Origin of the sequence: Pseudomonas sp. FP818 (assembly GCF_030687335.1) — a bacterium.
Classification (GTDB): Bacteria; Pseudomonadota; Gammaproteobacteria; order Pseudomonadales; family Pseudomonadaceae; genus Aquipseudomonas; species Aquipseudomonas shahriarae.
The window spans coordinates 4,563,594-4,582,920 of record NZ_CP117427.1; the positions used below are offsets into that span (position 1 = coordinate 4,563,594).

General features: G+C 59.7%; 17 protein-coding genes. 6 read left to right on the forward strand and 11 right to left on the reverse strand.

Translation table 11 applies throughout. The features are described 5' to 3' along the window. Positions 1–126 precede the first annotated feature (126 nt). A complete protein-coding gene (locus tag PSH80_RS20700) occupies positions 127–1,290 on the forward strand; it encodes an efflux RND transporter periplasmic adaptor subunit (protein WP_305418138.1) in 1,164 nt (387 codons plus the stop codon). A gap of 3 nt (positions 1,291–1,293) precedes the next feature. Then, complete coding sequence (locus tag PSH80_RS20705; protein WP_057439381.1) at positions 1,294–4,332, forward strand: multidrug efflux RND transporter permease subunit; 3,039 nt, start codon at positions 1,294–1,296, stop codon at positions 4,330–4,332. A gap of 303 nt (positions 4,333–4,635) precedes the next feature. On the opposite strand, the gene PSH80_RS20710 is transcribed toward PSH80_RS20705, so the two are convergent. The 10 genes from PSH80_RS20710 to PSH80_RS20755 all read right to left on the reverse strand — a co-directional run bounded on the left by PSH80_RS20710 (position 4,636) and on the right by PSH80_RS20755 (position 13,387). Beyond that, entirely contained in the window at positions 4,636–4,863 is a 228-nt protein-coding gene (locus tag PSH80_RS20710; protein WP_057444708.1) for a hypothetical protein, read from the reverse strand. Then, a complete protein-coding gene (locus tag PSH80_RS20715; RefSeq protein ID WP_120734046.1) occupies positions 4,863–5,579 on the reverse strand; it encodes a lipopolysaccharide kinase InaA family protein in 717 nt (238 codons plus the stop codon). The genes PSH80_RS20710 and PSH80_RS20715 overlap by 1 nt, the downstream gene beginning before the upstream one ends. A 4-nt stretch (positions 5,580–5,583) precedes the next feature. Beyond that, the gene (locus PSH80_RS20720; protein ID WP_120734048.1) at positions 5,584–6,264 is read right to left on the reverse strand and encodes a class I SAM-dependent methyltransferase; all 681 of its coding nucleotides are present in this window, start codon (positions 6,262–6,264) and stop codon (positions 5,584–5,586) included. Positions 6,265–6,453: 189 nt separating this feature from the next. Further along, entirely contained in the window at positions 6,454–7,734 is a 1,281-nt protein-coding gene (locus PSH80_RS20725; protein ID WP_057958643.1) for a HAMP domain-containing sensor histidine kinase, read from the reverse strand. Further along, positions 7,724–8,407, reverse strand: coding sequence for a two-component system response regulator ColR (gene colR / locus PSH80_RS20730; RefSeq protein WP_029295378.1), 684 nt, complete (start codon positions 8,405–8,407; stop codon positions 7,724–7,726). Before colR ends, PSH80_RS20725 begins: the two co-directional genes overlap by 11 nt. A gap of 141 nt (positions 8,408–8,548) precedes the next feature. Beyond that, positions 8,549–9,771 (reverse strand): IS3 family transposase gene (locus PSH80_RS20735; RefSeq protein WP_162947727.1). Its coding sequence is split into 2 segments (ribosomal slippage): positions 8,549–9,420 and positions 9,420–9,771, totalling 1,224 coding nucleotides; the frame shifts between segments, so codons are not numbered across the junction. 119 nt (positions 9,772–9,890) lie between these two features. Then, positions 9,891–11,537: a chaperonin GroEL gene (gene groL / locus PSH80_RS20740; RefSeq protein ID WP_057439378.1), complete on the reverse strand. Its 1,647-nt coding sequence runs from the start codon at positions 11,535–11,537 to the stop codon at positions 9,891–9,893. Positions 11,538–11,586: 49 nt separating this feature from the next. Then, positions 11,587–11,883: a co-chaperone GroES gene (gene groES, locus PSH80_RS20745; protein ID WP_017846112.1), complete on the reverse strand. Its 297-nt coding sequence runs from the start codon at positions 11,881–11,883 to the stop codon at positions 11,587–11,589. A 229-nt stretch (positions 11,884–12,112) separates the two neighbouring features. Then, positions 12,113–12,589, reverse strand: coding sequence for an FxsA family protein (locus PSH80_RS20750; RefSeq protein WP_057439377.1), 477 nt, complete (start codon positions 12,587–12,589; stop codon positions 12,113–12,115). A 66-nt stretch (positions 12,590–12,655) separates the two neighbouring features. After that, a complete protein-coding gene (locus tag PSH80_RS20755) occupies positions 12,656–13,387 on the reverse strand; it encodes a HugZ family protein (RefSeq protein WP_057958642.1) in 732 nt (243 codons plus the stop codon). 75 nt (positions 13,388–13,462) lie between these two features. Here PSH80_RS20755 and PSH80_RS20760 point away from each other — a divergent pair, with 75 nt between their 5' ends. Then, positions 13,463–14,221 (forward strand): SDR family oxidoreductase, encoded by a 759-nt coding sequence (locus PSH80_RS20760; RefSeq protein WP_057958641.1) that lies wholly within the window; start codon positions 13,463–13,465, stop codon positions 14,219–14,221. 126 nt (positions 14,222–14,347) lie between these two features. Here the strand turns inward: PSH80_RS20760 and PSH80_RS20765 are convergent, their stop codons facing one another. Then, complete coding sequence (locus PSH80_RS20765; protein WP_057958640.1) at positions 14,348–15,355, reverse strand: DUF481 domain-containing protein; 1,008 nt, start codon at positions 15,353–15,355, stop codon at positions 14,348–14,350. A 205-nt stretch (positions 15,356–15,560) separates the two neighbouring features. Between PSH80_RS20765 and PSH80_RS20770 the strand changes: the two genes are divergently transcribed. From PSH80_RS20770 to PSH80_RS20780, 3 genes are all read left to right on the forward strand, one after another. Then, the gene (locus PSH80_RS20770; protein ID WP_178111897.1) at positions 15,561–15,875 is read left to right on the forward strand and encodes an MGMT family protein; all 315 of its coding nucleotides are present in this window, start codon (positions 15,561–15,563) and stop codon (positions 15,873–15,875) included. A gap of 43 nt (positions 15,876–15,918) precedes the next feature. Beyond that, a complete protein-coding gene (locus PSH80_RS20775; protein WP_057958638.1) occupies positions 15,919–17,451 on the forward strand; it encodes an AmpG family muropeptide MFS transporter in 1,533 nt (510 codons plus the stop codon). A gap of 140 nt (positions 17,452–17,591) precedes the next feature. Then, positions 17,592–19,307 carry a proline--tRNA ligase gene (locus PSH80_RS20780; RefSeq protein ID WP_220172515.1) on the forward strand — a complete coding sequence of 572 codons (1,716 nt, stop codon included), beginning with the start codon at positions 17,592–17,594 and terminating at the stop codon, positions 19,305–19,307. Positions 19,308–19,327 lie beyond the last annotated feature (20 nt).

The window sequence follows — 19,327 nt, forward strand, 5'->3', positions numbered from 1 at the left end:
AAAACCATTGCGCTTGAGCCTGCCCGCGAGCGCTGAAATTTACCAGTTGGAATCCCCCCGAAACTCGGAGTAATGTGCCGAATCGTTCGTCTTCGTCTGCCTCAGTTTTTTCCAAGGAACCGGAATATGCTGCGTCGTCGCATGCTGATCATGTTGGCCGTTGTGCTGTTCATCGTCCTGCTGCTGGGGGGCTATAAAGCCTTTTCCATCTATCAGCAGATCCAGGTCTTTTCCGCGCCCAAACCGCCGATCAGCGTGGCGGTGGCCACCGCGGTCGAACAACCGTGGCAACAGCGCCTGCCGGCGGTGGGTACGCTCAAGGCCTTGCAGGGGGTGAACCTCGCCCTGGAGATTGCCGGCACGGTCAAGGACGTGCAGTTCGAGTCGGGGCAGAAGGTCAAGGCCGGGCAGCCGCTGGTGCGGCTCGACAGTGCGGTGGAAGACGCCCTGCTGCAAACCGCCCAGGCCGACCTGGGTCTGGCCCAGCTCGATTACGGGCGCGGCAGCCAACTGGTGGGCAGCCAGGCGATCTCCAAGGGCGAGTTCGACCGGCTCTCGGCGCAACTGCAAAAAAACAAGGCCACGGTCAACCAGCTCAAGGCGTCCCTGGCCAAGAAACACATCGTCGCGCCGTTCAGCGGCACTATCGGCATTCGTCAGGTCGATGTGGGCGACTATCTGGCCAGCGGCACGGTGGTTGCCACCTTGCAGGACCTGAGCAGCCTCTATGTGGATTTCTATGTGCCCGAGCAGTCGGTGCCCAAGCTGGCCGTGGGCCAGGGGGTGCTGGTGCAAGTCTCGGCCTACCCGAAACTGACCTTCCCCGGCACCCTCAGTGCGATCAACCCGAAAGTCGAGAGCAGCACCCGTAACGTGCTGGTTCGAGCGACCCTGGCCAACCCGGACAATAAACTGCTACCGGGCATGTTCAGCAGCCTGCAAGTGCTGCTGCCCGACCCGCAAGCGCAGGTGGTGATACCGGAAAGTGCCATTACCTACACCCTCTACGGCAACTCAGCCTACGTGGTAACACAGAAAAAGACCGAGGACGGCAGCCTCGAAAAAGATGCCAACGGTCAACCGATACTGATCGCCGAACGGCGCTTTATCGAAACCGGCGAACGGCGCGATGGCCTGGTGCTGATCACCAAAGGCCTGAGCAGTGGCGAGCAAGTGGTCAGCGCCGGGCAGATCAAGCTCGACACCGGTGCGCATATCGCCATCACTGCGGATAAAAACCTGCCGGCCGCCCCTGGCCAACCTCCGCGCAACGACGGTTCAAGGAACTGAGCCATGGCGTTTACCGACACGTTTATCCGCCGCCCGGTGCTGGCCATGGTGGTCAGCCTGCTGATCGTGCTCCTGGGTTTCCAGGCCTACAGCAAACTGCCACTGCGCCAATACCCATCCATGGAAAATGCCCTGATCACGGTGACTACCGCGTACCCCGGGGCCAATGCCGAGACGATCCAGGGCTATATCACCCAGCCGTTGCAGCAAAGCCTGGCAAGTGCCGAAGGCATCGACTACATGACCTCGGTCAGTCGCCAGAACTTCTCGGTGATTTCCATCTATGCGCGGATCGGCGCCAACAGCGACCGGCTGTTCACCGAGCTGCTGGCCAAGGCCAACGAGGTCAAGAACAAACTGCCCCAGGACGCCGAAGACCCGGTGTTGAGCAAGGAGGCCGCAGATGCCTCGGCGCTGATGTACATCAGCTTCTCCAGCCAGCAACTGAGCAACCCGCAGATCACCGACTACCTGTCGCGGGTGATCCAGCCCAAGCTGGCGACCCTGCCCGGCATGGCCGAAGCCGAGATCCTCGGCAACCAGGTATTTGCCATGCGCCTGTGGCTGGACCCGGTCAAGCTCGCGGGCTTTGGCCTGAGCGCCAGTGACGTCACCGATGCCGTGCGCCACTACAACTTCCTCTCCGCCGCCGGCGAAGTGAAGGGCGAGTATGTGGTCACCAGCATCAACGCCAACACCGATTTGAAGACCGCCGAGGCCTTCGCCGCCATCACCGTGAAGACCGATGGCGACAGCCGGGTGCTGCTGGGCGACGTGGCCCGGGTGGAAATGGGCGCGGAAAACTACAACGCCATCAGTTCCTTTGGCGGTACGCCTTCGGTGTACATCGGCATCAAGGCCACGCCCAGTGCCAACCCGCTGGATGTGATCAAAGAAGTACGCAAGCTGATGCCGGAGCTGGAATCCCAGTTGCCGCCCAATCTCAAAGCAGAAATCGCCTACGACGCCACGCTGTTTATCCAGGCGTCAATCAACGAAGTGGTCAAGACCCTGTTTGAAGCGGTACTGATCGTGATCGTCGTGGTGTTCCTGTTTCTCGGGGCGCTGCGCTCGGTGGTGATCCCGGTGGTGACCATCCCGCTGTCGATGATTGGCGTGCTGTTTTTCATGCAACTGATGGGCTACTCCATCAACCTGCTGACACTGCTGGCGATGGTGCTGGCCATCGGCCTGGTGGTGGATGATGCCATTGTGGTGGTGGAGAACATCCACCGCCATATTGAAGAAGGCAAGACGCCACTGGACGCTGCGCTGGAAGGCGCGCGGGAGATTGCCGTGCCGGTGGTGTCGATGACCATCACCCTGGCGGCGGTGTATGCACCCATCGGTTTCCTCGAGGGGCTGACCGGGGCGTTGTTCAAGGAGTTCGCCCTGACCCTGGCCGGTGCGGTGGTGATTTCCGGCATCGTCGCCCTGACCCTGTCACCGATGATGTGCGCCCTGCTGTTGCGCCACGACGAAAACCCCACGGGCCTGGCCCATCGCCTGGACCGCATCTTCGAAGGCCTCAAGCGCCGCTACCAGACAATGCTGCACGGCACATTGAACACCCGGCCGGTGGTGATCGTGTTTGCCCTGATCGTGCTGTGCCTGATCCCGGTATTCCTCAAATTCACCCAGTCGCAACTGGCCCCGGATGAAGACCAGGGCATCATCTTTATGATGGCCAGCGCACCGCAGCCGACCAACCTGGACTACCTGAACACCTACACCGACGAGTTCATCACGATCTTCAAGGACTTCCCGGAGTATTACTCCTCGTTCCAGATCAATGGGTTCAACGGGGTGCAATCGGGTATCGGCGGCTTCCTGCTCAAACCGTGGAACGAGCGCGACCGCACGCAGATGCAGATCCTGCCTGAGGTACAGAAACGCCTGGAGCAGATCCCCGGCTTGCAGGTATTCGGCTTCAACCTGCCATCACTGCCCGGTACCGGCGAAGGCCTGCCCTTCGGTTTTGTGATCAACACACCCAATGACTATGAGTCGTTGCTGCAAGTGGCCGACCGCGTGAAGAAACGGGCCATGGAGTCGGGCAAGTTCGCCTTTGTCGATATCGACCTGGCGTTCGACAAACCCGAGGTGGTGGTGGACATCGACCGCGCCAAGGCGGCGCAGATGGGGGTGTCGATGCAGGATCTGGGCAGCACACTGGCGACCTTGCTGGCGGAGGCGGAAATCAACCGGTTCACCATTGATGGGCGCAGCTACAAGGTCATCGCCCAGGTCGAGCGGGCCTACCGGGACAACCCCGAGTGGCTGAACAGTTACTACGTGAAAAACACCCAGGGCGAGCTGTTGCCGCTGTCGACCCTGATCAGCATCAGTGACCGCGCGCGCCCGCGCCAACTGAACCAGTTCCAGCAACTCAACTCGGCGCTGATATCGGGCTTCCCGATTGTCAGCATGGGCGAGGCCATCGACACCGTGCGCCAGATCGCCATCGAAGAAACCCCGGCCGGCTACGCCTTCGACTACAGCGGCGCCTCACGCCAGTTCATCCAGGAAGGCAGCGCGCTGTGGGTCACCTTTGGCCTGGCGTTGGCCATCATCTTCCTGGTGCTGGCGGCACAGTTCGAGAGCTTCCGTGACCCGCTGGTGATCCTGGTGACGGTGCCGCTGTCGATCTGCGGCGCGTTGATCCCCTTGTTCCTGGGTTGGTCGAGCATGAACATCTACACCCAGGTGGGGTTGGTGACGTTGATCGGGCTGATCAGCAAGCACGGGATCCTGATCGTCGAGTTTGCCAACCAGTTACGCAAGGACAAGGGCCTGACGCCCCGTGAAGCAGTGGAAGAAGCGGCGGCGATTCGCCTGCGCCCGGTGTTGATGACCACGGCAGCGATGGTGTTTGGCATGGTGCCGTTGATCTTTGCCACAGGGGCCGGGGCGGTCAGTCGGTTTGATATCGGGATGGTGATTGCTACGGGGATGTCTGTGGGTACGTTGTTTACGCTGTTTGTGTTGCCGTGTGTTTATACGTTGTTGGCTAAGCGTGAGGTCTTGGCTGCGGTAGATTGATTGAGTACCTATCCGTTTCTGCGGCCCCTGTGGGAGCTGTCTCGCCCTGCGAGGCTGCGATAGCGGTGTGTCAGACAACATAAAGGCTAGCAGTACCGGCGCCATCGCTGGCAAGCCAGCTCCCACACCCACCGGGGAACGCGGCTTCGCGCTCCGGTTCTACTGTGGCTCTGCTTTTGATCTTGATCTGAGGCGCCCCGCCAGGGCTGAGCGTATAGCCGCCATCCCAGACCAAGAACGCAGCAACACGCAAAAAACAAAAGGCCCCGCACTGCGGGGCCTTTTACAGGGGCGTCAATCTCTTCAACTCGCAGGCCTCATCCCTTGGGACATCCCAAACATAAACAGCAAAAGCTGATGATCAGGCTGCGTGCCCCCCGTGGTCTTGGCGATCCGCGGCACCGGGCATTGCCCGCCGTTGTGCGCCGCGCTGAGGACTTCTGTGCGGGGCTGCTCCCAGGCAGCCAGGGCCAGGGAGGCGATGCCCAAGGCCCCCAACAGAAACAAACCTCGTGCTATTTCTAGCTTCATTAGGTTAAACCCTTGATAGCGCTGCCAAACGCCGCTTCGTAAAAGTAGCTGAGTTTTTGCCAGTCGGCGGCATTCCACGACGAATGGCGCCGCAACTGCTGCATGTCATGGTCAGCGGCCCGGCGGGCGGTCAAGCGTTGGCGACTCTTCTCGAGATCCAGCAGCGCCACTTCGACCGTCGCGCCCTCTGCCGCCCCGCTGACCCGCACAAAAATATGCTTGCTGTACAGGCAGCCATGCTGCCAGCGCCCCTTGTGCATGCGCGCCAGGGTTTGCGCCAACTCAGCTAGCAGGCGCTCATGCACCAGTTCCCCACATTGCGCACGGCCATCGGCGGCGTACCAGCTGTCGATATCCACAAAGCCATCCAAAGCCGCCGTCACCAGCAAAGCCTTCCACTGTTGGTCCGGATCACGACGGGCGCCACAGAACACCAGTTCCGGAACCCCCACATCGAGCAAGCGCAGGCCCCTGAGCGCATCGCGCTCGCGCAACACCGTGGGCCGCCCAAAAGGATGCAGCCAACTGCGATAGGTGTGACCTGTCTGGCGCTTGCTGTAGAGCAAGCGCCCATTGGTGCCGATTACCCGCTGTACGCCGCTTTCGCCCCCTCGACGCCGATTGGGCTCCTCGACCCACTCGCCCTGCTGCCGCCAGAAGTAATCGAAGCGCTCTTCGGGAGCTACGTGACTGCCTGCTACGTACTCAACTGCCATCCTGCTACCTCTTGCGCAATACATACACCCGCCACATGGCGTACAGCGGTATGAAGTCCAAATACTCCTGGACACGAAAACCAGCTTGCTCAAACTCAGCCTCAACAGTAGCAGCCGGTAACACAAAACGATTTCGGTAACTCTCCTGCTCACTTTTGTTGCGGCGCTGCAATTCCAGGCGCTTGCGTTTCCAGGCCTTGAAGTTGCCATCCACCCACAACGAAATGATCACACTATCGCGGGTAACCCTTTGAAATTCCTTCAATAAAGCCAGTCGATGCGCCGGGTCGCCGATGTGGTGCAGCAGACGCATGCAGAAAATGCTGTCCACTGCGTTGTCTGGCAGGTCGATATCAAACGCTGATGTCTGCAAGGGCCGTACCCGCTTGAGCACATCCGCCGGTTGCGACGCAGTGGCGATGTTCAACATGGACTCGGAATTGTCCGCGCCGATGATCACTCGGTTGGGCTTTTCGGCCAGCAGAGGCCAGAAACGCCCCGCACCGCACGGCAAATCCAACACCAGGCCAGGCTCACCAGCCATCGCCAGCGCACCGCGGGCCAATTGCTCATCCCGTTTGTGCGACAGCCGCCGCGCCAACTTGCCCTGATGTTTAAGCAGATATTGTTGAGCGTGCCGGTCGTCGTACTTGGCGGAAAATTCAAGTTTGATAGGGGTAGCCATCAACGGATCTCCTAGACTGATGCCTGCAACCTTAAGCAGTCGCACGTCATCCGCAGGTCAACCCTTTGTGAAAAAAACGTCCCGTCCAACCCTAAAAAATTACAAGATTTTACAAGAAAAAAGCATGGCATGAAGCCATCTTCGCCGAACAGGCGGGAGTCTGCCCCAGGAACAGGGGCAGGAAAGGGGTCAGGATTTGACCTGATTCAATTCAACATGGAAGCGACAACCACTGGGTTCCATGGTACTGAGGCTGACCACCCAGCCCTGGCTCTCGCAGATGCGCTGGACCAGCGACAAACCCAGGCCCAGGCCGTCACCGCGCTTTTCGTTACCGCGTACAAACGGCTCGAACATAGCCTCGCGCTTGTCTTCGGGAATCCCCACCCCGCTGTCTTCCACCACAAAGCCGGTGGGCTCCAGGGTCAGGCGGATAAATCCGTGTTCGGTGTAGTGCAGGGCATTGCGCAGCAGGTTGCCCATGACCGCGTGCAGGAAGGTGGCGTTGTAGCGGGTGTCGAGTGGGTTGCCCGGCAGGTAGAACAACTCGATGCCCTTGCGCTCGATAGGTTCGCGCCAGATCCCCAGCAAGCCCTCCGCGACCTCGGAGAGGCTGACCTGGGGCGACATTGTGGTGTCGTCATGCTGGGCACGGGCCAGCATCAGGAAGGTCTGTACCAGCTCGCGCATTTCCTCGCAGGCCCGGGCGATACGCTCGACCTGTTTACGCCCCCGTGAATCAATCGCCGGGTTTTCCAGCAGCAGTTCGCAGGAACTGGCCAGCACCATCAAGGGGGTGCGCAGTTCATGGCTGACATCACTGGTGAACAAGCGCTCACGGGTCAGGGCCTGGCGCAGACGGCCAAGGGTGGCGTCGAAGGCCACTGCCAGCTCGCCCACTTCGTCGGCCGCATAGTCCGGCGCCAGCGGCGGGGCCAGCCCCAGTAATTGGTCACGATGCCGCACCTGGCGCGCCAGGCGCACCACCGGGGCCATCACCTTACGGGCGAGGACCCAGCCGAGGAATACCGCCAGCGACAGGCTGAGTACAAACCCTACCAGCACCACCGCAAACAACACGCGCTCGCGCTCTTCGAAATCGCTCTGGTCTTGCAGCAGGACATATCGACGGCCGTCGACGATCTCGACCATGGCATGGTAGGAAAGCGCATCGCGAAATACCTCGTGAAAGCCAGCGTCCAGATGCCGCAAGTCCTTGGGCAGTTGGAAATCCCCACGCCCGCCGCTGAAATAAAACAGCTGGTCCGGCTCGGGACGGTGGCGCCAGTCTTCAACACTGTCCATCAACAGCAGACGCTGCAGGTCGCCGCCCAGCCCCGCCGAAATCAGTTTTTCTTCCACGAGGTGCACCGTGGCGACGATGCCCATGGCGAAGGCCCCCGCCACCAGCGCGCTCATCAGCGCAAAGGCGATGATGATCCGCTGGGCAAGGCTTTGCTTAAACTCCATCACGACCCTCGGCCAAGCGATAACCCACGCCATGCACGGTTTGCAGCAAGGGTTTGGCAAATGGCTTGTCGATCACTTGGCGCAGTTGGTGGACATGGCTGCGCAGGCTGTCGCTATCCGGGCAGTCATCGCCCCACAGGGCCTCTTCAAGCACTTCGCGGCGCAGGACATGCGGGCTTTTCTGCATCAACACCGCGAGCAGTTTCAGGCCGACAGGGTTGAGCTTGAGCAGGCGCCCTTCGCGGGTCACTTCCAGGGTGTCGAGGTCGTAGGACAGATCGCCGACTTGCAGCTCGCGCCGGCCGCCACCCTGGGCGCGACGCAGCACGGCTTCGATACGTGCGGCCAGTTCCGACAGGGCAAACGGCTTGAGCAGATAGTCATCGGCCCCCGACTTGAAGCCTTGCAGGCGATCGTCCAATTGGTCGCGGGCGGTGAGCATGATCACCGGTGTGTCGCGGCGCGCGTCTTCACGCAGGCGTTTGCACAGGGTGTAGCCATCAATCCCAGGCAGCATGATATCGAGCACGATCAGGTCGTAATGCTCGGTGGCCGCCAGGTGCAGGCCAGACAAACCGTCCTGCGCACAGTCCACGGTATAGCCCTTGAGTCCGAGGTAATCCGCCAGGTTGGCCAGAATATCGCGGTTGTCTTCAACCAATAAAATTCGCATGGGCAGTGTCTCCGTACGCGGTAACAGCCGTGTTGGCTCGCGCAGCTTAAGGCCAAGTATGGCTTACCGCTAGGCCTGAACGGTCAACCGATTACTGTTTTCAATGTCTAGTCCTGAAATAGGTTTACACCTATTTCAGTCTCAAAACGCCCGATGCACTGCATCGGGCGTTTTGTATTTCAGGGACAGGTGTGGCCGTTCCCCGTTGTAGATCAGCACCGACTCATCCACCATTTTCACTGCGTCCGCCAGATTTTTAGGGCGATACAGCAGGAACTCGGTCTTCAAAATGCCGTTTATCCTCTCTGCCAGAGCATTCTGGTAGCAGTCATAGCCGTCGGTCATTGAGCATCTGACGCCATGACTAGCGTGCAAGCGTTGATAAAGCTCAGAGCAGTATTGGGCTCCGCGGTCTGAGTGATGGATCAGTGGCAGCGTGCTTCGGCGTTCGCCAACGGCCTTTTCCATCGCTTTGATCACCGACTCGGTATGCAAGCTCTCATGCACATGATGGCCTACGATCTTGCGTGAGTAGGCGTCTGTCACCAGGCTCACATAAGCCACGCTTTCCTGTGTCGGCAGGTAGGTTATGTCTGCAACCCAGACCTGTTCTGGCCTATTGGCCACGACCTGCTCCTGACCTGCTTTGAGCAGGTTGGGATGGCGGCGAAAGCGGTGATGACTGTCCGTCGTTTTGTGGTAAGCCCGTTTGCGCACAACCAGTTTTCGAGCATTGCGCAGGATGCTAAACAGGCGGTCTCTGCCGACCCGCACTGATGCGCCAACTTCGACGCTCATCAGGTAATGCAGCTTGCGCGTGCCTATCCGAGGCTGACGGCGGCGCTTTTCAAGAACAAAGTCCATGACTTCTTGATCTTGACGAGCTCTCTCGTCGAAAGCCCGATTGCGTTGGTAATACGCTTGGCGCGAAATGCCCATGAACAGGCAAGCCCTGGTGATGCTCAGGCCTTGGATTTGCCCTTGCGAGAGGACTTGCCGGGTCGCTTTTTTACGACGGAAACACCGTAGTCATTCTTCAGAACATTCACGACGGCTTCGAAGAATTGCGCTTTCTGATTGCTTAGCGCCAGCTGTTCTTCGAGTTCTTTGATCCGCTGCTCGGGGGTCAGCGGGAGGGTTGGCTCGGTCATGGACCTGCTCCTCGGCTCTCGAATTGAGGCGCCTTGGCTCCAGTCCTGCCGGCCGTACTTGCGTAACCAGACCAGTACCGTGGACCGGCCCTGGATGCCATAGCGCCGTTGAGCCTCTTTATAACTCAACTCGCCCTTTTCGACCTGGTCTACGACCGATAATTTAAAGGCTAACGTGTAGTCACGCTGGCTCCGCCTTTTGCCCGATTCCATTGACTCCTCCTGAAGATAGGTCAGAAGGTGTAAACCTTATTCAGGACGGGACACAATCGATAAAAAAGCCCCGCCTGATCACTCAGGCGGGGCTTTTATGCATCGGGGGTAAGGCTGGCTTACATCATGCCGCCCATGCCACCCATGCCGCCCATGTCTGGCATACCGCCGCCAGCCGAGCCTTCTGCTTTCGGCTTGTCAGCGATTGCAGCTTCGGTGGTCAGGATCAGGCCACCGATGGAGGCTGCAGCCTGCAGCGCGGAACGAGTCACCTTGGTAGGGTCCAGGATGCCCATTTCGATCATGTCGCCGTAGACGCCAGTCGCAGCGTTGTAACCGTAGTTACCTTTGCCGTTCTTGACTTCGTTGACTACAACGCTTGGCTCGTCGCCGGAGTTGGCAGCGATCTGGCGCAGCGGTGCTTCAACAGCACGACGCAGCACAGCGATACCGACGTTCTGGTCAGCGTTGTCGCCGGTCAGGTTGGTCAGGGCTTCCAGAGCACGGATCAGTGCAACGCCACCGCCAGGTACCACGCCTTCTTCAACGGCCGCACGGGTTGCGTGCAGGGCGTCTTCAACGCGGGCTTTCTTCTCTTTCATTTCAACTTCGGAACCAGCGCCAACCTTGATCACTGCAACGCCGCCAGACAGCTTGGCCAGGCGCTCTTGCAGTTTTTCACGGTCGTAGTCCGAGGAAGTCTCGGCAACCTGGGCACGGATCTGGGTGATGCGCGCCTGGATGTCCTGCTCAACGCCAGCACCGTCAACGATGATGGTGTTTTCTTTGGAGATGGTCACGCGCTTGGCGCTACCCAGGTTTTCCAGGGTGGCGCTTTCCAGGCTCAGGCCGATCTCTTCGGAGATTACGGTACCGCCGGTCAGGACGGCGATGTCCTGCAGCATGGCCTTGCGACGATCGCCGAAGCCTGGAGCCTTGACGGCTGCGACTTTAACGATACCGCGCATGTTGTTCACAACCAGAGTCGCCAGGGCTTCGCCTTCAACGTCTTCGGAAACGATCAGCAGTGGACGGCCGGCTTTGGCAACGGCTTCCAGTACTGGCAGCATTTCGCGGATGTTCGAGATCTTTTTGTCGACCAGCAGGATCAGCGGGCTGTCCAGCTCGGCAACCATGGTCTCTGGCTTGTTGACGAAGTACGGGGACAGGTAGCCACGGTCGAACTGCATGCCTTCTACAACCGACAGTTCGTTTTCCAGGCCAGTGCCTTCTTCAACGGTGATCACGCCTTCTTTACCGACTTTTTCCATGGCTTCGGCAATGATGTCGCCGATGGAGCTGTCGGAGTTGGCAGAGATGGTACCTACCTGAGCGATAGCCTTGGTGTCAGCGCATGGCTTGGACAGGTTTTTCAGCTCAGCAACGATGGCGATGGTCGCCTTGTCGATGCCGCGCTTGAGGTCCATCGGGTTCATGCCGGCAGCGACGGCTTTGTAGCCTTCGTTGACGATGGCCTGAGCCAGAACGGTGGCGGTGGTGGTGCCGTCGCCGGCGTCATCGTTGGCACGGGAGGCAACGTCTTTGACCAGCTGCGCGCCCATGTTTTCGAAACGGTCTTCCAGTTCGATTTCTTTGGCGACCGAAACGCCGTCCTTGGTGATGGTCGGAGCGCCGAAGCTCTTCTCGATGATCACGTTACGGCCTTTCGGGCCCAGGGTCGCTTTTACTGCGTCAGCCAGGATGTTGACACCGGTGAGCATTTTCTTACGGGCGGAATCGCCGAATTTAACTTCTTTAGCAGCCATGATCGATATTCCTTAAATACTTTGTAGTAACGGGAAAATGAGCGGGGAATCAGCCTTCCAGTACAGCGAGAATCTCGTTCTCAGCCATAACCAGCAGGTCTTCGCCGTCGACTTTCACAGTGTTGCTGCCGGAGTAAGGACCGAATACAACCTTGTCACCGACTTTAACGGCCAGCGCACGCACTTCACCGTTTTCCAGAGTCTTGCCTGGGCCTGCAGCGACGATCACACCGTGGTTGGCTTTTTCAGCAGCCGAACCTGGCAGAACGATACCGCCAGCGGTTTTCTTTTCTTCTTCGCTGCGACGGATAACGACGCGGTCGTGCAGAGGACGAAGCTTGCTCATTGTCGATCTCTCCTAATTGTAAGTTTCATCGGCCGGTATCAGTACCGGCGGGTGGTATTCCGGCGGTGCCGGTCGCGGTTCGCCAAGCGAAACGCGGAAGTCTGTCTGGTGTCGCCACCAGAAACCTTGCGGTGACCGTTACATAAGGGCGTATATGCTTATTACAAGGGCCGCAGATGAAAATTTTTGTGTCAGCAGGGCACCCGAAGGTGCCCTGCCAGGGATGGCGTTACTTGGAGTCGCGGTGCTCGAACTCACCTTCGATCACATCACCTTCACGCCCCAACGGCTGGCGAGGTGCCGGGCCACCACGAGGCTGCAGGTCATCGGCAAACGCACGCTGGCGGATCGCCGCTTCTTCGGCACGCTGGCGCAGCTTGCCTGCCAGCAAGCGCCGGGTGAATGGCAGCAGCAGGATCAAACCCAGCACATCGCTGACAAAACCCGGCACGATCAACAGGCCACCGGCCAAAGCCATCATCAAGCCTTCAAGCATGGTCTGGGCCGGCAACTCGCCGCGATTCAGGCTTTCACGGGCACGCAGTGCTGTGGCCAGGCCGGCGATACGCAGCACGAACACGCCGAGCATCGAGCCGAGAATAATCAGCAGCAGCGCCGGGAAAAACCCTATAGCACCGCTGACCTTGACGAATACGAACAGCTCCAGCACCGGAAACAGCAGAAAGAGCAATAAAAAAGGGCGCATCAAATGGTTCCTCAACGCAAGAATGCCTTGCTACTAGACCCTAGATGACGTCGCCCTTTCGTGAATTCAAGCTTGCGAGGTGGCTTTTTTCGGCCAAGCCTCGGCGTGAGCCAGGAAAACCAAGGCCTCGCGCACTTGTGTCGGCGTGTTGCAAGTATCCGCAAAGGGCAACCAGTGCAGGCCCTGACCGATGCGCAGGTGCATGCCTTCGCTGTCGATACCGGCCAGTTGCGCCGGCTCGGACGTCGGCAGGCCGGCCAGTTCGACATAGTGGGCGATGGCCTTGGTGTGATCGCTGTTCATGTGCTCGATCATGCTCAACTCGGCCTTGCCGGCGAACGGGTTGGCCAGGGTCAACTGATCGACCCAGTGGATCGCCCCAAAACCGCCGATGTAGCGATGCCGCACCGGCTTGAGCACCCAGAAATCGAAGTCATGGGCCTTGTGGTAGTTGGCCGAGTCCGGGAAATACCGGTAGTAGCGTTCGGCGGCGGCGGCAATGGCCGCCTCGTCCTCGAGCTTTTCGGCTTCGGCGAGATAGGTCAGGCGCCCGACAGCTTGCACATCATCAGCCTCGCGCTCGCCCACCAACAGCGAGCACTTGGGGTCTTTTTGCAGGTTGTGGGTGTGCTGGGCAATACGGCTGATCAGGATCAGCGGCCGGCCTTCGGCATCCAGGCAATAAGGCACCACCGAACCAAAGGGGAAGCCGGGCATGGCCTTGGAGTGGGTGGCCAGCGCCCCACGGTATTCCTTGAGCAGTAGTTCTCGTGCATTCTTGGCAACGTGGACGCTCAACTTATGACTCCTTCGATAAATTCCGTCAGAAAACGGACTGGGGCAACCGCTCAAATCTGCTCATAGGACATGCGAATGCATCTCAACGACAAAGTAATCATTATCACCGGCGGTTGCCAGGGCCTGGGCCGCTCCATGGCCGAGTATTTTGCAAGCAAAGGTGCCCATCTGGCACTGGTGGACCTCAATCAGGAAAAGCTCGATGCGGCCGTGGCTGCCTGCCAGTCCCATGGTGTCACCGCGCGCAGCTATCTGTGCAATGTGGCAGATGAAGACCAGGTGACTCATACCGTAGCGCAGATCGCCGAGGATTTCGGCGCGATCCACGGTTTGATCAACAACGCCGGGATCCTGCGTGATGGCCTGCTGCTCAAGGTCAAGGACGGCGAGATGACCAAGATGAGCCTGGCCCAGTGGCAGGCGGTGATCGACGTCAACCTGACCGGCGTGTTCCTCTGCACCCGCGAAGTGGCAGCAAAAATGGTGGAGCTGAACAACCAGGGCGCCATTATCAACATCTCGTCGATCTCCCGCGCGGGTAACGTGGGCCAGACCAACTATTCGGCGGCCAAGGCCGGCGTGGCCGCGGCGACGGTGACCTGGGCCAAGGAACTGGCGCGCTATGGCATTCGCGTGGCGGGTATTGCGCCGGGCTTTATCGAGACCGAGATGACACTGGGCATGAAGCCTGAAGCGCTGGAAAAGATGACTTCGGGGATCCCGCTCAAGCGCATGGGCCGCCCGGAAGAAATCGCCCATTCGGCGGCGTACATCTTCGAGAACGACTATTACACCGGGCGCATCCTGGAGTTGGATGGTGGGCTGCGGTTGTAACTGACACCGCGAAATCCCATGTAGGGCGGCTTGTGGGGGAGCTGGCTTGCCTGCGATAGCATCGCCTCGGTAATACTGAGAAACCGCGGTGGCGCTATCGCAGGCAAGCCAGCGCCTACATTCCAGTTACCAGGTCACGCCAAACCCTGCGGTGTAACGGGTCTTGCTCAGGTCGCTGTCCGAGCCGCCACTGATGATGTCGCGCTCGGCCTTGAGATTGAGCGAGGCCCATTCGGTGACTTTGTAGCGCAGGCCCATTTCGGCATCGAGGGCGTAGTCGGCCGGACCGGCCAGGGGTTTGCCCACTTCGCCGTTGGTGAAGAACTCCACGGTCTTGCCGATCAGGTAGCGGTTGTAGTCCCACTTCATGGCCAGGGAATAGAAGTTGTCCTTGCCGCCGTCCTGGTATTCATAGTCAGTGCGGTTGAGCAGCGAGCCCAGGGAGAACGCTCCCAGCTCATCGTCCCAGAACTGATAACCCGGACCGGTACCGACCGTGCGCTGGCGACGCAGGTCTTCAACCCTGTCGTGCTTGTACGTCAGGCGCCCCTGCCAGAACCACTGGTCGGTAATAAAGCGGTCCAGCGCGTACTCGGCGCTCCAGTTGTCGGTGGTGACCACATCGTTCTGGAATTCGCGGTTGTATTCGCCCTCGGCAATATGCCGCCACTTGCCGTGACGGGCGGTGGTCTTGAAGTCGATGTCGTAGTCGTCGGTGTCTTTTTCCGCACGCTTGTAGTCCAGCGCCACGTCGACATTACCCTTCCACACCAGATCCTCGATCACCGGTTTTGGCTTGATGATCTGCTGGATGCTGGCCAACTCCACCGTCTTGGGAGACTCGCCGTTGGCCAGGATCACCTTGCCGTCCTCGGCCGGGTGCAGGGACTTGGCCTTCTCGCCGGTGTAGGCGTCTTGCTTGACCAGCAGCTCCTGGTCGCTTTCCAGGGTTTTCACCTGTTTCCAGTCCACCGGGATCGCCCCGGCGTATTCAGTCTGGATCAACAGCTTGCCGCCGTCGAAAACCTTGATCTTGCCGGTCAGGCGATCACCGTTTTTCAACCAGATGGTATCGGCCAGCACAGGGGTAGAGGCAGTAAAAACAGCGAGGCACAGCAGGGTTCTGGACAACATAAGCGGTTACGGGGCTCAAGTTTGGCGAAAAAAGGGGCATTATCGGCGTAGCTGACGTCTTAGCAAGGACTGACTCAAGGTTTTCTATTGAGTTCAATTCTCAACGCCATCTTTACAGACGTTTCTTACATAGAAACGACTGATTTCAACCGAGCCAGCCAGAACTGTGAACGAGCCCGCCGAAACGCCGCAAACCCCGTCCGAAATGCGCCGTACTGCGCTGTACCTTACCTTGGCCCAAGTGCCCGAAGGCTGCGTGGTGAGTTATGGCGAACTGGCGCACCTGGCTGGACTGGGGCGTGCCGCACGCTTCGTGGGCCGCACCCTGAGCCAGCTCCCAGAGGGTTCGAAATTGCCCTGGCACCGGGTGGTCGCCGCCGGCGGTCGGATAAGTCTGCCGGCGGGCAGCGCTTCAGGTGATGAACAACGTGCGCGTTTGCGCAGCGAAGGTGTCAGTATCCTGAACAATCGCGTTGATATTCAGCGCCATGGCTGGCGCCCGGTAGAGCACAGCGGTTAGAGTGCGCGCTTTGTTTCCGTAAATCTGAGGCAGACTCCAGCCCATGCCCCGTAAAACCTGGCGCGCCGCGCTCGCTGCCTATGCCAGCCCCTCGACGTTAGTGCTGTTATTGCTCGGCTTTGCCGCCGGTCTGCCTTACATGTTGGTGTTCTCGACGCTCTCAGTCTGGTTGCGCGAAGCCGGTGTGGCACGCGAGACCATTGGCTATGCGAGCCTGATCGGCCTGGCATATGCGTTCAAGTGGGTCTGGTCACCCCTGCTGGACCAATGGCGCCTGCCGCTATTGGGCAAGTTGGGCCGTCGTCGTTCCTGGTTGGTGCTGTCCCAATCCCTGGTAATTCTCGGCTTGATCGGCATGGGCTTCTGCGACCCGCAGAAACACCTGTCCTGGCTGATCGCCATTGCCGTTATCGTCGCATTCGCCTCCGCAACCCAAGACATCGCAGTTGACGCCTATCGCCTGGAAATCGCCGATGACAGCCGCCAGGCCGCGCTGGCCGCCAGCTATATGTCCGGCTACCGCATCGCCGCCCTGCTGGCCACGGCGGGCGCGCTGTTCTTTGCCGAAGGCTTTGGTTCCACCGGCTTCAACTATAAGCATTCGGCGTGGACCGGCACCTACGTGCTGTTCGGCGTGTTGATGATCCCTGCCCTGCTCACCAGCTTTTTCATGCGTGAACCCGACGTGCCCCTGCGCACCCAGTTGCAGGCCGGGCGCTACACGTTTGCCCACCAACTGATGTCGGTGTTTGTGCTGATCGTCCTGCTGGTGTCGGTCCCGGCGATGTTCACCCAGTTGTACAACACCGATTTCGCCAGCGTACTGTTCGAAGGCGTAAGCCTGCTCGACCTGCTGCTGGAAGACCGCGCCTTCCTGCGCGCCATCCTCTATATCACCCTCACCGCCCTGTGCCTCTCGGCCATGGGCCGTCGAGGCCTGGCGCCGGTGCTGACGCCGGTCAACGACTTTATCCTGCGCTACCGCTGGCAGGCCCTGTTGCTGCTGGGGCTGATCGCCACCTACCGCATGTCGGACACGGTGATGGGCGTGATGGCCAACGTGTTCTATATCGACCAGGGGTTCACCAAGGACCAGATCGCCAGTGTCAGCAAGATCTTCGGCCTGATCATGACCCTGGTCGGCGCCGGCATGGGTGGCCTGTTGATCGTGCGATTCGGCATCCTGCCGATCCTGTTTATCGGTGGTATCACCTCGGCCGGCACCAACTTGCTGTTCCTGATGCTCGCCGACATGGGCGCCGACCTGCAGATGCTGATCTTCACCATTTCCCTGGACAACTTCAGCTCGGGCCTGGCGACCTCGGCGTTCGTCGCCTACCTGTCGAGCCTGACCAACCTGAAGTTCTCCGCCACCCAATACGCCCTGCTCAGCTCGATCATGTTGCTGTTGCCACGACTGATCGGTGGTTACTCGGGGGTCATGGTGGAAAAGTTCGGCTATCACAACTTCTTCCTGATCACCGCGATGCTCGGTGTGCCGACACTGCTGCTGATTGCCTTGCACTGGTACCAGGAAAGCCGGCGGATCCGTTTGAACCCGCCCGAAGAAGGCTGATACCTGTGGGGGTTGGCCCGCTCCCACGTGAAGCCAGCGCCCCACAGAAATCCAGTCACCACCTGATGCCTGTACTCTGGCGGCGACCGCCCGTACAATCCCAGGTCACTTCAAGTCCAAGCAACCGACAACGGCCTACCATGCGCACCAGTCAATATTTGCTCGCCACACAGAAAGAAACGCCTTCCGACGCGGTCGTGATCAGCCACCAGCTGATGCTGCGCGCCGGTATGATCCGCAAACTGGCCTCTGGCCTGTACACCTGGCTGCCCATGGGCTTGAAGGTGATGCGCAAGGTCGAAGCGATCGTTCGCGAAGAAATGAACGCCGCCGGCTCTCTGGAAGTATTGATGCCGAGCACTCAGCCGGCTGAACTGTGGCAGGAATCCGGGCGCTGGGAAGAGTACGGCCCTGAGTTGCTGCGCTTCAAGGATCGTCATGGTCGCGACTTCTGCGCAGGCCCGACCCATGAAGAAGTGATCACCGACCTGATGCGCAACGAGTTGAGCAGCTACAAACAGCTGCCCCTCAACCTGTATCAGATCCAGACCAAGTTCCGTGACGAAATCCGCCCACGCTTCGGCTTGATGCGTGGCCGCGAGTTCATCATGAAGGACGCCTATTCGTTCCACGCCGATCAGCCTTCGCTGCAGGTCACCTATGACCGCATGCACCAGGCCTATTGCAACGTGTTCACCCGCCTGGGCCTGAAATTCCGCCCGGTCGAAGCGGACAACGGTTCCATCGGCGGCGCGGGTTCCCATGAGTTCCACGTGCTGGCAGAGTCCGGCGAAGACGATATCGTCTTCAGCGACGGCTCCGACTACGCGGCCAACATCGAGAAAGCCGAAGCGGTGCCACGGGAAACTTCCCGTCCTGCGCCGGCTGAAGAACTGCGCCTGGTCGATACCCCAGACACCAAGACCATCGCGGCCTTGGTCGAAAAATTCAATCTACCGATTGAAAAGACCATCAAGACCCTGATCGTGCATGCCGAGGAAGAAGGCAAGTTGATCGCCCTGGTGATCCGTGGCGACCACGAACTCAACGAAATCAAGGCTGCCCAGCAACCTGGCGTCGCCAGCCCGCTGGTCATGGCCTCGGACGCCGAACTGCGTGACGCCATTGGCGCCGGCGCCGGCTCCCTGGGCCCGCTGAACCTGCCATTGCCGATCATCATCGACCGCTCGGTCGAGCTGATGAGCGACTTCGGTATCGGTGCCAACATCGACGACAAGCACTACTTCGGCGTCAACTGGGAGCGTGACCTGCCGGTTCCAACCGTGGCCGACCTGCGCAACGTGGTGGCCGGTGATCCAAGCCCGGACGGCAAGGGCACCCTGGAAATCAAGCGCGGCATCGAAGTGGGGCACATCTTCCAGCTGGGCAACAAGTACAGCAAGGCGATGAAGTGCGAAGTGCTGGGCGAAAACGGCAAGCCGGTGACCCTGGAAATGGGCTGCTATGGCATTGGCGTTTCCCGCGTGGTGGCCGCTGCCATCGAGCAGAACCACGACGACAAAGGCATTATCTGGAGCGACACCCTGGCGCCGTTCCAGATCGCCCTGGTACCGCTGCGCTACGAAACCGAGCAGGTTCGCGAAGCCACCGACAAACTGTATGCCGAACTGACGTCCGCCGGTTTCGAAGTGCTGCTGGATGATCGCGACAAGAAAACCAGCCCGGGCATCAAGTTTGCCGACATGGAACTGATTGGCATCCCTCACCGGATCGTGGTCAGTGACCGCGGCCTGGCCGATGGCAATCTGGAATACAAGAGCCGGACCGAAGCCGAAGCCCAACCGTTGCCGGTGGCTGACGTGCTGCCCTTCCTTCAGGCGCGTATTCGTCGCTGAAAACCAGATCAAGAGAAGTC